Source organism: Microbacterium sp., from assembly GCF_047972865.1.
Classification (GTDB): Bacteria; Actinomycetota; Actinomycetes; order Actinomycetales; family Microbacteriaceae; genus Microbacterium.
In genome coordinates, this window is sequence record NZ_JBKEAY010000233.1 from 1 (window position 1) to 15035 (window position 15035).

General features: G+C 69.7%; 12 protein-coding genes. 6 read left to right on the top strand and 6 right to left on the bottom strand.

The window, feature by feature from the left end; all coding sequences use genetic code 11:
• Window position 1 precedes the first annotated feature (1 nt).
• Entirely contained in the window at window positions 2–112 is a 111-nt protein-coding gene (locus ACK5KK_RS14405; RefSeq protein ID WP_416890787.1) for an integrase core domain-containing protein, read from the top strand.
• 53 nt (window positions 113–165) lie between these two features.
• On the opposite strand, the gene ACK5KK_RS14410 is transcribed toward ACK5KK_RS14405, so the two are convergent.
• The 3 genes from ACK5KK_RS14410 to ACK5KK_RS14420 are packed head-to-tail and all read right to left on the bottom strand — an operon-like array spanning window position 166 to window position 3859.
• Window positions 166–612, bottom strand: a complete 447-nt coding sequence (locus tag ACK5KK_RS14410) for a hypothetical protein (protein ID WP_416890776.1) — start codon at window positions 610–612, stop codon at window positions 166–168.
• 13 nt (window positions 613–625) lie between these two features.
• A complete protein-coding gene (locus tag ACK5KK_RS14415; RefSeq protein WP_416890777.1) occupies window positions 626–2287 on the bottom strand; it encodes an MFS transporter in 1662 nt (553 codons plus the stop codon).
• Between the two features lie 60 nt (window positions 2288–2347).
• A complete protein-coding gene (locus tag ACK5KK_RS14420; protein ID WP_416890778.1) occupies window positions 2348–3859 on the bottom strand; it encodes an aldehyde dehydrogenase family protein in 1512 nt (503 codons plus the stop codon).
• Between the two features lie 323 nt (window positions 3860–4182).
• Here ACK5KK_RS14420 and ACK5KK_RS14425 point away from each other — a divergent pair, with 323 nt between their 5' ends.
• Together ACK5KK_RS14425 and ACK5KK_RS14430 are read left to right on the top strand one after the other, a co-directional pair.
• Window positions 4183–5622 carry an APC family permease gene (locus ACK5KK_RS14425; RefSeq protein ID WP_416890779.1) on the top strand — a complete coding sequence of 480 codons (1440 nt, stop codon included), beginning with the start codon at window positions 4183–4185 and terminating at the stop codon, window positions 5620–5622.
• A 127-nt stretch (window positions 5623–5749) separates the two neighbouring features.
• Window positions 5750–7000, top strand: coding sequence for a PucR family transcriptional regulator (locus tag ACK5KK_RS14430; RefSeq protein ID WP_416890780.1), 1251 nt, complete (start codon window positions 5750–5752; stop codon window positions 6998–7000).
• A gap of 17 nt (window positions 7001–7017) precedes the next feature.
• On the opposite strand, the gene ACK5KK_RS14435 is transcribed toward ACK5KK_RS14430, so the two are convergent.
• Complete coding sequence (locus tag ACK5KK_RS14435; RefSeq protein ID WP_416890781.1) at window positions 7018–8484, bottom strand: helix-turn-helix domain-containing protein; 1467 nt, start codon at window positions 8482–8484, stop codon at window positions 7018–7020.
• Between the two features lie 138 nt (window positions 8485–8622).
• On the opposite strand from ACK5KK_RS14435, the gene aceA reads away from it, so the two are divergent.
• Complete coding sequence (gene aceA / locus ACK5KK_RS14440) at window positions 8623–9939, top strand: isocitrate lyase (RefSeq protein WP_416890782.1); 1317 nt, start codon at window positions 8623–8625, stop codon at window positions 9937–9939.
• A 41-nt stretch (window positions 9940–9980) separates the two neighbouring features.
• Complete coding sequence (gene aceB / locus ACK5KK_RS14445) at window positions 9981–11621, top strand: malate synthase A (protein WP_416890783.1); 1641 nt, start codon at window positions 9981–9983, stop codon at window positions 11619–11621.
• Window positions 11622–11701: 80 nt separating this feature from the next.
• Here the strand turns inward: aceB and ACK5KK_RS14450 are convergent, their stop codons facing one another.
• A complete protein-coding gene (locus ACK5KK_RS14450; RefSeq protein WP_416890784.1) occupies window positions 11702–12325 on the bottom strand; it encodes a response regulator in 624 nt (207 codons plus the stop codon).
• Entirely contained in the window at window positions 12322–13536 is a 1215-nt protein-coding gene (locus ACK5KK_RS14455; protein WP_416890785.1) for a sensor histidine kinase, read from the bottom strand. Before ACK5KK_RS14455 ends, ACK5KK_RS14450 begins: the two co-directional genes overlap by 4 nt.
• Before the next feature lie 348 nt (window positions 13537–13884).
• Between ACK5KK_RS14455 and ACK5KK_RS14460 the strand changes: the two genes are divergently transcribed.
• A partial coding sequence (locus tag ACK5KK_RS14460; RefSeq protein ID WP_416890786.1) for a pyridoxal phosphate-dependent aminotransferase occupies window positions 13885–15035 on the top strand: 1151 nt, incomplete at its 3' end.

Here is a 15035-nt window from a genome sequence, read left to right on the forward strand (position 1 = left end):
GCTGACAGCCTGGCTCGACCACTACAACTACGATCGACCACACAGCTCACTCGGAGGCAGAGCACCCATCAGCCGCGCCACCCACCCAGCTGTCACCAACCTCGCTGCATAGAACACCTAGCGACCCCGAGCCCGACACACCACCCTTCTAGGACGGCGGAGTTCCTACGCGCGCGGAGGCTCCGGTGCCATGGGCGCCGACAGCAGATCGCTCAACGCGAACCGCGCGGTCGTGCCGTCGCCGCTGCGCCGGACGACCTCGGCCTCGCCGGCCCGCTCGGTCAACCACACCCGGGCCGTCCCGACGCGCGCTGGCGCAACCTCACCGCCCCACGCGAGCCCGCCCCACCGGATGCGAGGAACCGCGGCCCACCACACCGGCACCGTCCACCACGTCACAAGATCCCCGCGGTCGGTCAACCCCAGCTCGTCGGTCACCCACCAGCCCACCGGCCCACGCGACCGCACCGTCGTGCACTGAAAATGCCCGACGTCAGCACGCGGCCAGTGGGCGACCAACGGCGTCGGGGCCGCGCGCGCACCCCACCGTCCCGCGGCGGCGCGGCACGACAGCCTCACCCGCTGCGCCACGGTGGTCTCGACGGACGTCACCGCCCGCCGCCGATCACTCGATATCCATCGTGTACGTCACGGCGGTACCGTCGAGCACCACCACACCGTCGCCACGGACGACGCGCGTCGCGAGCTTCACGATCGGCTTGTCGGTACGCGCCTCCATCACCTCGACCTCACCGCGGATGGTGTCCCCCGGGCGCACCGGCGCTTTGAAGTCCCAGTTGACGTTGAGAAAGACGGTCCCCGGCCCCGGCAGCTGCTCGGCGACGACCGCATTGAGGATGGCGCTCGTGACACCCCCCTGCACCACGATCTCGCCGAATCGCGAGGCACGCGCCGCCTCGGCGTCGTAGTGCAACGGATTGTGGTCACCGCTGATCCGGGTGAACAGTGCGATGTCGTCGTCCCCGATGACGCGCTCCAACGATGCGGTAGCGCCGGGCAGGATCTGTTTCATGTCGTCCTCTCTGAGGGGTGAGGGTCGGTGTGTGGAAAGCAGTGGCCTCGAGTGGGCCGGCCGGGGCGATCGGGCGTACCTGATCATCGCGACGGCGCCGATCGCCGGCCCCACCGCGAGCACGACGAAGGCGTACTGCCAGGTCACGACCCCCGCCAGCAGTTCCACCCCCTGGATCGACACGATCGTCAGCAAGAACCCGTACGCCGTCTGCGCCGTCAATGCGGTGCCGACCCGACGCGGGTCGGCAACCTCGCTGAGGGCTGTGGAGAAAACACCGGAGTCGGCGATGACTGCGGCCCCCCACACCAGCATCGCCACCGCCAGCGCGGGCAACGGCAGCACGAACAACAGCGGTGAAAGCAGACAGCAGGCACCGCTCACCACGAGTGCGGCGGCGGCCGCGCGGCCACGACCGTACCGATCCGCTGCCCACCCGCCGACAACGCACCCGACGAACCCCGCCAGCCCGATCGCCACAAACGCCACCGTGTGCACACCCGGCCCCGCGACGGAGCCGTGCGCGGCGACACTGGCCACGAGGAAGGCCGGCATCCACGCCCACAGCGCGTACAGCTCCCACATGTGGCCCAAGTAGCCCACGTTCGCCAGCCGCGGCAACCGCTCGGCGAACATCCGCAGCGCGTAGTCGGGGCTCAGCGCACCGGCCGCGGGAAGCACGTTCGGACCGACCCGGATCGCCCACAGCGCCACCACCCCACCCATGGCCGTGACGGCGGCGGCGACGAGCAGCACGAGTTGCCACGACGGCAGCGAGAATCCGCGGATCAGCTGCGGCAGCGCCGACCCGACCGTGAGCCCCCCGACCAGAAACCCGATCGCACGTGCGCGTTCGGCCGGCGTCGCCCACGACGCCATCAGCTTCAGACCCACCGGGTACACGGTCGCGAGGGCGACACCGGTGAGAAACCGCAACGCCACCCCCGCCGCGAGGGTGTCGGCGACCACGGCGACCAGCACTGTCATCAGCGCCGCCGCCAGCGCCCCCAGGCCGTACAGGCGTGACGCCGACACACGGTCGGGGAGATTCAGCGCCGCCGAGGCGAGCGCGCCGACGACGAAACCGAGCTGCACGGCCGAGGTGAGCAGGCCTCGGTTGTCCCCGGCGTCCAGTGCGACGGCGAGCTGATCCGACACGGCCGAGGCCGAGAACCACGACGTCATCGCCGCGATCTGCGTGATGACGATCAGCAGGCGGGCGCGCCGCATGGTCGCCGTCCTCGCGGTCTCCACGGAGATAGACGGCGGTGCGTTCATGGCGGGTTCCGGGGGTGCCGTCCGCGTCGGGCGGGCTCAGTCCGCCGATCCGTCGGGAAGATCGAGGTTGGTCCAGACGGTACGCGTCTCCAGATATGACTCGAGGTTCTGGTGCCCCATGTCACGCCCATAGCCGGATTGCTTGAACCCCCCGAAGGGGGCAGCCGCGTCGGTCGCGCCGTACATGTTGATGTACACCGACCCGGCGCGCAGCATCGATGCCAGACGGTTGGCGCGTCCGATGTCGCGGGTCCAGACACCGGCGGCAAGTCCGTACGGGGAATTGTTGGCGCGCGCGGCGATCTCTTCCAGCGAGTCGAACGGCTGCGCGACCACGACGGGTCCGAAGATCTCCTCGCGGACGGCGGGCATGTCGTCGGTGACGTCGGCCAGCACGGTCGGCCGCACGAAGAAGCCGTCCGGATCGACCCCGTCTGGGGTGTGGCTGCCCCCGGTCACGAGGCGCCCGCCCCGGTCGAGCGTGTCGTCGATGTAGCCGCGCACCCGCTGCTGCTGGCGCGCGCTGATGAGCGGACCCAGCTGCGACGCGTCGTCGCGTCCGGGACCGACGGTCATCGAGCCCGCCGCCTCGGCGAGGCCGTCGACGACCTCGTCGAACGCGGCCCGCTCGACGTACAGTCGTGACCCGGCCGAGCACGCCTGACCCGCGTTGAAGAAGATCGCGCTCGCCGCGCCGGCGATGGCACGCGCCCGCGGGGCGTCGGCGAACACGATGTTGGGGCTCTTACCGCCCATCTCCAGGGTAACGCGTTTGACGGCGGGGGCGCAGCGGGCGGCGATCGCGGTACCGACTGCCGTCGACCCCGTGAAGGCGACCTTGTCGACCAGGGGATGCTCGACCAGCGCCGCCCCGGCGACGGTGCCCAGCCCGGGAAGGACGTTCAGCACCCCGGGAGGGATGCCGGCTTCCAGCGCCAACTCACCGAGCCGCATGGCCACCAGCGGGGTGTTCTCGGCCGGCTTCAGCACGATCGTGCACCCCGCCGCGAGCGCGGGCGCCACCTTCCACACCGCCATCAGCAGCGGATAGTTCCACGGGACGATCTGGGCGACCACCCCGACGGGGTCACGTTCGGTGCGCACCATGGTGTCGGGCATCGAGACCGGGATCGTGTTCCCCTCGATCTTCGTCGGCCAGCCCGAGAAGTAGTCGAGGTGGCGGATCGTCAGGTCGATCTCGACCGCTCGCGCCGCCCCGCGGAGCCACCCGCCGTCGAACACCTCGATCTCGGCGAGCTCGTCGGCGTGCTGCTCGACCAGGCGCGCCAGCCGGGCGATCGCGCGTCCGCGATCGAGCGCGCTCATGCGCCGCCACGGCGCACCCCACTGGAAGGCGCGGTGAGCGGCCTGCACGGCACGGTCGACGTCGACCGCATCGGCGCTGGCGGCGACGGCGATCTGCGCCCCAGTGGCGGGGTCGAGCACGGACAGAGTCTGCTCGGAGTTGGACTCCACCAGCGCTCCGTCGATCAGCAGAGACGGGGTGCGGGTGAGGATCGGCGTGATGTCGGGGGCGACGGTTGTCATGGTGAGTCCTTTCGGTCCGCGACCGGCGCGAGTGGGCGGCGCGGCACCTTCTCGGTGTACTCGGACCCGACCAGGCTCGGGCACGGCCCCGCAGCGAGCAATTGCCGTTCTCACGAATAGCGGTCGCGATTACTGAGGAATCGTGCGCGCCACGGCCGGCGGCGGCCCAGCCTGGCGGTTTGCGGGTCCCACAAATCGACGCTGCGTTTACTGAGGATTCGCGCGCTGACAAGCGTCGGGAGTCTTTCTACGTTCGGGGTCACGCGAAGCTACATCGGTTCCACCAACGTGCAATCAACACACAACGACATGAGGAGTTCGCGATGGCTGAGACAACCCCCCGTGCACCGCGCACCGACGTACCCCCAGACACCGGAGGAAACAACCGCTTGCGCGGGTCGTTGGGGATGTGGGCGATCGTCTTCATCGTCCTGGCGGCGGCGTCTCCCCTGGGGGTGATGGGCGGAACCGTACCGATCGGCATCGACTACGGCAACGGTGCCGCGTTCCCCGCGATCTTCCTGGCCTGCACCATCATCCTGTTGCTGTTCTCGGTCGGGTTCACCACCCTCACCCCGTACGTCAAGAACGCGGGCGCGTTCTACTCGTACATCGGAAAAGGGCTCGGGCGCCGCATCGGCTTCGGGGCGGCGTTCATGGCTCTGCTCGCCTACATGTGCGAGGTCATCGCCGTGTACGGCCTGCTCGGAGGCGGCGCCCAGTCACTGTTCTCGTCGTGGAACATCGACATCCACTGGGCGGTGTGGGCCGTCCTGGCCATCGTCGGCGTCGCCATCCTCGGACACCGCAACATCGACGTGTCCAAGTGGGTGCTGGGCGTCCTGATGATCGCCGAAGTGCTGATCGTGCTGGTGCTGGATGCCGTCGTCTTCGCCAACGGCGGCCCGGAGGGCCCGTCGACCGCCTGGCTGCAGCCCGAACTGATCGTGTCGGGCGCGCCCGGGCTGGCACTGCTGTTCGCCTTCCTCAGTTTCCTCGGGTTCGAGGCGACCGCGGTCTTCCGCGACGAGGCGCGCGACCCCGAGAAGACCGTGCCACGGGCGACCTACACCGCGGTGATCTTCATCGGCCTGTTCTACGTCATCTCGACGTGGGCGTTGATCACCGCGTTCGGCGACAGCGCGGCGGAGGAGTTCGCCGCCGAGAACCCGGTGGGCATGCTGCCGCAGGCGACGGCGACGTATCTGGGCACGGTCGCCGAGCACATCATCCAGGTGCTGTTCGTGACGAGCTTGTTCGCGTGCGTGCTGTCGTTCCACAACATCGTGTCCCGCTACGGGTTCACGATCGCCAACCGCGGTGCCCTGCCGCAGAAGTTCGCGGTGCCGCACAGCCGGCACGGCTCGCCGCACACCGCGTCGGCGGTCGTGTCGATCATCGCGGTGGTGTTCATCATCGCGGCAGCACTGATCGGACTCGACGGCGACACCGTCTACGCCTGGTTCGCCGGCACCACGACGATCGGGTTCGTCGTGCTGCTGGCGGGAACGACCCTCGCGGTGCTGGTGTTCTTCGCGAGGGAGCGGCGGGCGGGGACTGCGGGTCTGAGTGTGTGGCGCACCGTCGTGGCCCCGGGGATCGCGCTGGCCTCCCTGGTGCTCGTGGTGTTCCTCGCGCTGTCGAACCTGCCGGGCCTGATCGATGGCAAAGTGTCGTCTGCCCTGGTCATCATCGGAGTGATCGCCGCCGCGTTCATCGGCGGGTTCGTCCTCGCGGCGCGACGAAAGCACCTGGAACTGTAAGCGGGATGCCTGGCTGCCGTGCCGAAAAGGCGCGGCAGCCAGGCATCATTCGTGCCACAATGGCCGCACCGGTCGCAACGGCATCCGCACCTCCCGCCTGGCGCGGCCGGCCACCGTCAACGCCGACATGACCCCCGCGATGTACCAGACACCTCTTACCGATTCGCCGAGCGACCCCATCGTCAAGATCATGCGGCGCATCGAGGATGCGCCGCGGTTGAGTCAGCGCATCGTCGAACGGTACCGCACCGAGATCCCCGATTACGCCCGGCTCGACGAGAAGGTCATCGAGCACGACGTGCTGCCGCACTCGCTGCGCTTGATGACGACGATGGTCAGTCATATCTCCCGCGGAGTCGAGACCGACCCGGTGTTCGACCGCAAGGTTCGACAGAGCGCGGAGCGCCGGTTCCACCAGGGGGTGTCGCTCGCCGCGGTGTTGCAGGCCTACCGGCTGTGGGGGCGGATGCTGTGGCAGGAGGTCAAGGCCACGATCGATGCGACCGATCCGGTTCAGGTGCGCGCAAGCCTCGACATCGTCGATCGGATCATGGGTCACGTCGATCACACGTCGGTGGTGATCTCGGAAGCCTACTTCGCCGAGTTGGGCGGGGTCACCTCGGATCGAGGTGTGCTCCGCGGTGATCTGCTCGATGCACTGCTCGGAGGTGAGCCCTCCGGGCCCGCCGTCGAGGACCGGATGAAGCGAATCGCCGACGGGCTGACGGGACCGCATATCGTGGTCGTCGCCGCGTGGGAGCCGCGGGCCCGCCCCGACAGCGCCGACCTGCGACGCATGTTGCGTGAGTTGCGGGCAGCGCACCGCGCTGACGAGGGTCAGCTCGCGATCGGGTTCCGGGAGCACGAGCTGATCGTCGTGTACCCCACCGGCGGGTCGCCCACCGACACCGACGTGCACACCCGCCTCGCCGAGGTCGCCGCGCGATTCGCCGACGTGACGCTCGGGCTCGCGCGCCGGCACGACGGACTCGCCGGGGTCGCAATCGGCTACCGTGAGGCGGCCGAAGCCGCGCAGATCAGCTTGCACCGGCAGCGATTCGCCACCACGACCCACTTCCGTGATGTGCTGCTGGAGCACATCGGGCGCGCGAGTCCGCTGTCACGGGCACTGATCGAAGACGTCCTCAACCCGGTACGCGCCTATGACGCGGCCCGCGGCACCGACCTCGTCGACACGCTGCAGACATTCTTCGATTCCCGGCTGAACCTCGCCAACAGTGCCAAGGTGCTGCACGTGCACCCCAACACGGTCAGCTACCGACTGCGTCGTATCCACGAACTCACCGCGCTGAACCCGAACAGCCCCGACGATCTGCTGCTGCTGTCGATGGGGCTGAAGATGTCGCAACTGGAATAGCCGCGTGCACGCACGGATCAAGATGCGGGGGCGTGCTCCTCTAGAAAGCCGTAGAGGTCGGTCGTGTCCACTCCTGGGAACGAGCCCGACGGAAGCGTGGCCAACAGCGTCCGCGGTGTGCGCACGTTCGGCCACGCCTGATCGCGCCACTGCGCCTCCAGCTGAGACGGCGGGCGGCGGCAGCACACCTCGACGGCGTGCCGGGACACCCCCCGGTTGGTGCTGTCCCGGCCGATGAACCACTTCGTGTCGTCGAAACGCACCCCGACGCTCACCGAGTGCGCACCCTCGCTCGAGGTCTCCACCCGCGCCGTGCACCAGTACGTGCCGTTACCGGTGTCGGTGTACTGGTAGTAGGGGTTGAACTTGTCCGGAACGTCGAACACCACCCGGCTGGTCCAGCGGCGGCAGCACAACTGCCCCTCGATCGATCCGAGCCGGTCGGCGGGGAAGTTCACGTCGTCGTTCTCGTACGCCTTGGTGATCGTCCCCGACTCGTGCACCTTCAAGAAGTGCACCGGGATGCCCAGGTGCTGCGTGGCAAGGTTCGTGAACCGGTGCGCCGCGGTCTCGTACGAGACGGAGTACGCGTCACGCAGATCCTCGATCGAGATCGCCCGGCGAGCCTTGGCATCCCGCAAGAACCCGACCGCGTGCGCCTCGGGCACGAGCATCGCGCCGGTCAGGTAGTTCGTCTCCACCCGCTGCCGCAAGAACTCCGCGTACGAGCGCGGTTCGCTGTGCCCGAGGATCCGGCTCGACAGCGCCTGCAGCACGGCGGTGCGCGAATCACCCTTCGCGGGCACCGTGCTCGACAGGTACAGCCGCCCGTTCTTGAGGTCGGCGACGCTGCGCGTCGACGGTGGCAGGTCGGGGACGTAGTGGAGACTGAACCCCAGTTGCGCGGCGATGTCGCTCGCCGTGCGCTGCGTCAGCGGCCCGCCGGGGTGGTCCACGGCCTGCAGCACGGCGCCCGCCTGCGCCTCCAGGTCGGCGAAGTAGTTGTCCTGCCGGCGCATGAGGTGCCGCAGCTCCACGTTCGCCCGCCGCGCCTCCTCGGGTGTCGCCGACCGCTCGTCGCCGAGCCGCTCGATCTCCCCCTGCAACGACAGCAACGCCCGCAGCACCTCGTCGGGGATCGACTTGCCGATGCGGAACGGCGCGATCCCGAGCGTCTGAAACGTCTGCCCCCTCATCGCCCGTTGCAGCGAGATCTCCATCGTCGCCCGCTCGTCGAGCGGTTCTGCCTCCAGCACCGCGTCGAGCGTGCTCCCCAGCGCCTTCGCGATCGAACGCAGCAGCGTGAGCTTGGGTTCGCGCTTTCCGGTCTCGATCATCGACAACTGACTCGGCGCCCGGTCAACGGCGGTGGCGAGGTCGTCGAGGGTCATGCCGCGCGCGACGCGCAACTGGCGGATCCGCCGCCCGATCGTCAGCGCATCGGCTTCTTCGGAGTCCGTCGGCGGCTCGTCCACGGTCGTCATGTCGGCGATTCTGTCACAGAAGAAGAAGTTTGATCAAACTTCACACTGCGAATCGCCAGGCGAAGGCGGCATCTTCACTCAAAGTGGAGACATGACCACCCGCCGGGTCTCGCCGGCATCCACCACGGGAGAAGCACCATGACGATCCACACCCCCTCCGGCCAGCCCCCGCTGCGCACCGGCGACCAGAGCCAGACGGCGGCCCAGCTGCAGGAGACCTGGGACACCGACCCCCGCTGGGACGGCATCGAACGCACCTTCACGGCCGACGACGTCATCCGCCTGCGCGGCTCGGTCCGCGAGGAGAACACCCTCGCCCGCCGCGGGGCCGAGAACCTGTGGAACCTGCTGCACACCGAGGACTACCTGGCCGCGCTCGGCGCCTACACCGGCGGGCAGGCCGTGCAACAGGTGCGCGCCGGCCTGAAGGCAATCTACCTGTCGGGCTGGCAGGTGGCCGCCGACGGCAACCTCGCCGGGCAGACCTACCCGGACCAGAGCCTCTACCCGGCCAACTCGGTGCCCGCCGTCGTCCGGCGCATCAACAACGCGCTGCTGCGCCAGGACCAGCTCGAGCACGCCGAAGGACAGCTGAGGCAGGACTGGCTGGCGCCCATCGTCGCCGACGCCGAGGCGGGCTTCGGCGGACCCCTCAACGCCTACGAACTCGCGCAGTCCCTGATCCAGGCCGGCGCCGCCGGCATCCACTGGGAGGACCAGCTGGCCAGCGAGAAGAAGTGCGGGCACCTCGGCGGAAAGGTCCTGGTGCCCACCCAGCAGCACATCCGTACGCTCCACGCAGCGCGGCTGGCCGCCGATGTCGCGGGGGTCCCCACCGTCCTGATCGCCCGCACCGACGCGCTCGCGGCCGACCTGCTCACCAGTGACGTCGACCCGCGCGACCAGGAGTTCACGACCGGCGAGCGCACCTCGGAGGGGTTCTACCGGGTACGTCCCGGACTGGATGCCGTCATCAGCCGCGGTCTGGCCTTCGCCCCCTACGCCGACCTGCTCTGGGTCGAAACCGGCGAACCCGACATCGAACTGGCGCGGGCGTTCGCGGAAGCGATCCACGCCCGCCACCCCGGCAAGCTCCTCGCCTACAACTGTTCACCGAGCTTCAACTGGAAGCGGCACCTCGACGACGCCCAGATCGCCTCGTTCCAGCGAGAGCTGGGCGAACTGGGGTACGCCTTCCAGTTCATCACGCTGGCGGGGTTCCACGCGCTCAACTTCTCGATGTTCGACCTGGCCCGCGGATACGCCGACAGCGGCATGACGGCCTACGTCGCCCTGCAGGAGGCCGAGTTCGCCGCCGAACAGCACGGCTACACCGCCACCAGGCACCAGCGCGAGGCCGGTACCGGCTACTTCGACGTCATCTCCACGGCGCTCAACCCCGACAGCGCGACCCTTGCGCTGGCCGGTTCCACCGAGGCCGCACAGTTCCACTGACCCGCCCGCCCCGCACGACACCGACACAGGAAGACACACTCATGACCGCCACCGCAACGGCATCCCCGCCCACGACCCACACTCCTGGCATCGCCATCGCCGGCGCACTCCGCCCTCGCTACGACGAGATCCTCACCCCCGCCGCACTCGAGTTCCTGGCCGCGCTGCACGAGCGTTTCGCGCGACGGCGCCACGACCGGCTCGCCGACCGGATGCGCCACCGCTTCGAGATCGGGAACGGTCACGACCCGAGTTTCCGCAGCGACACCGCCCACATCCGCGACGACCCCTCGTGGCGGGTGGCCGGCGCCGGTCCCGGGTTGGAGGACCGCCGTGTCGAGATCACCGGGCCGACCGACCCGAAGATGACCATCAACGCCCTCAACTCCGGTGCGAGGGTGTGGCTGGCCGACCAGGAGGATGCCACGAGCCCCACGTGGCGCAACGTCATCGAGGGCCAGTTGTCGCTGTTCGACGCGATCCGCGGGCAGCTGTCGTACACCTCCCCCGAGGGCAAGCAGTACGCGGTGACCGCCGAGCGCACCCCGACGATCGTCATGCGTCCGCGCGGCTGGCACCTCCCCGAGGAGCACCTGCGATTCACCGATCGCACCGGTCGCACGCTCGCGGCCTCCGGCTCGCTCGTGGACTACGGCCTGTACGTGTTCCACAACGCGACGCAGCTCATCGCGAACGGCCACGGACCCTACTTCTACCTGCCGAAGCTGGAGAGCGCGGAAGAGGCCACGCTGTGGGACGACGTGTTCACGTTCAGTGAGCAGCACCTCGCCATCCCGCACGGGACGATCCGGGCGACCGTGCTCATCGAGACCCTGCCGGCCGCGTTCGAGATGGACGAGATCCTGTTCGCGTTGCGCGACCACTGCGCCGGGCTCAACGCGGGACGGTGGGACTACATCTTCTCGATGATCAAGAACTACCGCGGCCGGGGCGCCCGGTTCGTCCTGCCCGACCGGGACAAGGTGACCATGACCGTTCCGTTCATGCGTGCCTACACCGACCTGCTGGTGCAGACATGCCACAAGCGAGGCGCCTACGCGATCGGCGGCATGAGCGCGTTCATCCCAAACCGCCGCGACCCCGAGGTGACGGCGCGCGCATTCGAGCGGGTGGCCGCCGACAAGAAGCGCGAGGCCGGCGACGGGTTCGACGGCACCTGGGTCGCCCACCCCGACCTCATCCCGGTGGCGATGGCCGAGTTCGACGCCGTGCTGGGCGACGAGCCCCACCAGGTCGCCCGCCGGCGCGACGACGTGCACGTGACGGCTCGGCAGCTGATCGACTGCCACATCGGCCTCCCGGTCACGGCCGAGGGCGTGCACGCGAACGTGTCGGTGGCGATCCGGTACATCGAATCGTGGCTGCGCGGCATCGGGGCGGCGGCCATCGATAACCTCATGGAAGACGCCGCGACCGCCGAGATCAGCCGCTCGCAGGTGTGGCAGTGGATCCACCAGGATCGCCACACCGAAGACGGCACGCACATCACCGCCGCCTACGTCGAGCAGTCGATCGACCGGGTTCTCGGCGAGGTGGACCGCCGCGACGGCGACCGTTTCGACGACGCCGCGGACGTGTTCCGCGAGGTGGCGCTGGGAACCGCGTTTCCCGCGTTCTTGACCACCGAGGCGTACCGCCGGTACCTCGCCGACGCCGACTGAGGCCGACTCACGCCGACTGAGGCCGACGTACCCTCGCGCGTCCCGGGGCACACCCGCCCCGGGGCGCGCGGATGCATGTCTCAGCGCAGCAGGCCGTGCTCCATCGCGAGGGTGACCGCCCGGGTGCGGTCGCTCACGCCCAGCTTGTCGAAGATCCGCAGCAAGTGCGTCTTGACGGTGGACTCCCCGATGCCGAGCGCCGTCGCGATCTGCTTGTTGCTGCGCCCGGAGGCCACCAGCCGCAGCACGTCGCGTTCCCGGTCGCTGAGGGTGAACGCGGCCGCGGGCTGCCGCATCCGCTCCACGAGCCGCACCGCGACCTGGGGCGACAGGGCGGTCTGCCCCTCAGCGACCGAGCGGATGCCGGCGACGATCTCGTCCTGCGGCGCGGCCTTCAGGAGGTACCCGCTGGCGCCGGCCTCGATGGCCGCGAGGATCTGATCGTCGGACTCGTACGTGGTGAGGATGAGGATGCGGCTGGCAGTGGCCGACCGGGTCAGCCGCGTCGTGGCGCCCACACCGTCGAGCACCGGCATCCGGAGGTCCATCAGCACCACGTCGGGACGGGTCTGCTCCACGACCCGCACCGCCGCCTCCCCGTCGGCGGCCTCCCCGACGACCTCGAATCCGGGCTCGTCGTCGAGCAGGCCCACCAGGCCCGCCCGCACGATCGGGTGGTCGTCGGCGATGACCAGTCGGATCATGGCAGTGCCTCTCGGTGTCGAGCGTCGTCGAGCGACGCGGGGGTGGGAGGGGGCGCGGAGCCGGGGAGGCGGACCGTGAGGGTCGTACCCCGCCCGTCGTCCGTGTCGACCCGGAAACTGCCGCCGGCCAGCGACACCCGGTCGCGCATGCCCTCGAGCCCGAAGCCGGCGTGGACGGTCTCCGGGTCGAAGCCACGTCCGTCGTCGACGACGACCAGTCGCGCCGACCGGTCGGTGCCGGTGTTCACCGACATCCGCACGCGTGAGGCGCCCGCGTGCTTGCGGACGTTGGCGAGGGCCTCCTGTGCGCACCGGAGCACGACGATCTGCGTCTCGCGGTCGATCGGGTCATCGGCAGCCACGTGCAGGTCGACGGCCAGCCCGACCTCGACGCGGAACCGGTCGGCGAGCCGGTGCACCGACTCGGCGAACGCCGTCTCGGACGACACCGCCGCCGTGTAGGCGACGAGTGCCCGGGCCTCACGTAGCGCATCACGGGCCAGCGACTCGACCGTGGCCATGCTGTCGGATGCCGCCTCCGTCCGGCCGTCGGCCAGCTGACGGCTCCCCCGCTCGGCGAGGATCACCAGACCCGCGAGGGTCTGCGCGACGGTGTCGTGCAGGTCGCGGGCGATCCGTTCCCGAGCATCGGCCGCGCCGCGCTCACGGCTGAGCACCTCGACCTCGGCCTGCGCGGCGGTCAGCTCCCCCACGAGCTGGTCACGCTGGGCGCCGTAGTCGAGGATGTTGCGGAACCACAGTCCCAGTGCGACCGAGAAGACAGCGCCAAGCCCGCCGCTCAGGCTCGCCGTGATGATCCCCGGCGGCGTCAGCCCGAGGCACAGCAGCGTCCCCACGATGACCGCGGTCCCGAACGCGACGGTCGCGAGGATTGCCGCCCGCCGGGTGCGGGCGATGATCCAGCACGCCGGGTAGGTCACCGCCGACATGAGCGCGACGAACGGGCTACCGATATCGCCGATCAGCAACGCCACCGTCACCGCCGTCGCGAACGGCCACACCGCCGCCGGCTGCCCGGAACGCAGCGCGGGGCGCCCGAACACGAGATACGCGATGCCGAGCATGACGAGACCGGCCACGGCGGCCACCGGCGCCCACTCCACGTGCGGCCGCGCGTCGATGACGCTCACGATCGTCGCAACGACGAGGCCGCCACCCATGGCCACGTCCCACCAGCGCATCTTCTTCATGATTGGTCCAGGCTAGGGGGCGGCTCGCACGAGCGCCGCGCGAGAAGGTTGCCCCCCTAATCTCGCGCGGCGCTCACTCGGCGTCGGTCTACCCGTTTCCGGGCGCCCCCTCTCCGAGACACCTCGGCCGGGTCGGCGCTCCCCAACGCGGACGGCCCCACGCCGCCGCCAGGTCGGTCCGGGCGAACCGACGCGCCGCGCATCCGAGGTATGCGGTGATCACAGTTGCAGTCTTCCGGCGCCGCGCCGGCCTGACCAGCCGTCATCCGTCGTAACCGGTGTCCCCCATTCGGTGGACACCGCGGCATCCGCTGGGCCGCGCCCGCCGTCACGAGTATCCTCGGGATGGTGACCGAACGCGCGCCCGTCTCCCGCAAACTGTCCGCCATCGCCGAGTCGGCGACGCTGAAAGTCGACGCCAAGGCGAAAGCCCTGCAGGCGGCGGGACGACCGGTGATCTCGTACGCGGCCGGCGAGCCCGATTTCGCGACGCCGCCGTTCGTGGTGGATGCCGCCGCCGAAGCCCTGCGCGACCCGGCGAACTTCCGTTACACCCCCGCGGCGGGGCTGCCGGCACTGCGCGAGGCGATCGTCGACAAGACCCGCCGGGACTCGGGCCTGGAGGTCTCACCCGCCCAGGTCATCGTGACCAACGGCGGCAAGCAGGCCGTCTACCAGGCCTTCCAGTCCGTCGTGAACCCCGGGGACGAGGTGCTCCTGCCCGCCCCGTACTGGACGACCTACCCGGAGGCGATCGCGCTGGCCGACGGCACCGCCGTCGAGGTGTTCGCCGGCGCCGACCAGGACTACAAGGTGACGGTGGACCAGCTCGATGCGGCCCGCACCGACCGCACGGTCGCCCTCGTGTTCGTCTCGCCGTCGAATCCCACCGGCGCGGTCTACTCCCCCGAAGAGACGGCGGCGATCGGCGCGTGGGCGCTGGAGCACGGCATCTGGGTCATCACCGACGAGATCTACCAGAACCTCGTCTACGACGGTGAACGCGCCGCCTCGATCGTGGAGGTCGTCCCCGAGCTCGCCGGCCAGACGATCCTCGTCAACGGCGTCGCCAAGACCTACGCCATGACCGGCTGGCGGGTCGGCTGGATGGTGGGCCCCTCCGACGCGATCAAGATCGCCGGCAACCTGCAGTCCCACCTGTGCTCGAACGTCAACAACATCGCCCAGCGCGCTGCCCTGGCGGCACTGACCGGCCCGCAGGATGCCGCCGAGGCCATGCGCGAGGCCTTCGACCGGCGCCGGCGGATCATCGTCGAGGAGCTGTCGAAGATCCCGGGCGTCACCGTGCCGACACCCCTGGGCGCGTTCTACGTGTACCCGGATGTCACGGGTCTGCTCGGCCGGGAGTGGAACGGCACGCGCGTCGACACGTCGCTCGAGCTCGCCGACCTCATCCTCGACGAGGCCGAGGTGGCCGTCGTGCCCGGCGAGGCGTTCGGCCCCTCCGGCTATCTGCGACTGTCGTACGCACTCGGGGA

Bases quoted from the DNA above. Each gene is read 5' to 3' on its own strand.
- ACK5KK_RS14420 (WP_416890778.1), bottom strand. From the start codon at position 3,859: ATGACAACCGTCGCCCCCGACATCACGCCGATCCTCACCCGCACCCCG.
- ACK5KK_RS14425 (WP_416890779.1), top strand. From the start codon at position 4,183: ATGGCTGAGACAACCCCCCGTGCACCGCGCACCGACGTACCCCCAGAC.
- ACK5KK_RS14430 (WP_416890780.1), top strand. From the start codon at position 5,750: ATGACCCCCGCGATGTACCAGACACCTCTTACCGATTCGCCGAGCGAC.
- ACK5KK_RS14435 (WP_416890781.1), bottom strand. From the start codon at position 8,484: ATGACGACCGTGGACGAGCCGCCGACGGACTCCGAAGAAGCCGATGCG.
- aceA (WP_416890782.1), top strand. From the start codon at position 8,623: ATGACGATCCACACCCCCTCCGGCCAGCCCCCGCTGCGCACCGGCGAC.
- aceB (WP_416890783.1), top strand. From the start codon at position 9,981: ATGACCGCCACCGCAACGGCATCCCCGCCCACGACCCACACTCCTGGC.
- ACK5KK_RS14450 (WP_416890784.1), bottom strand. From the start codon at position 12,325: ATGATCCGACTGGTCATCGCCGACGACCACCCGATCGTGCGGGCGGGC.
- ACK5KK_RS14455 (WP_416890785.1), bottom strand. From the start codon at position 13,536: ATGAAGAAGATGCGCTGGTGGGACGTGGCCATGGGTGGCGGCCTCGTC.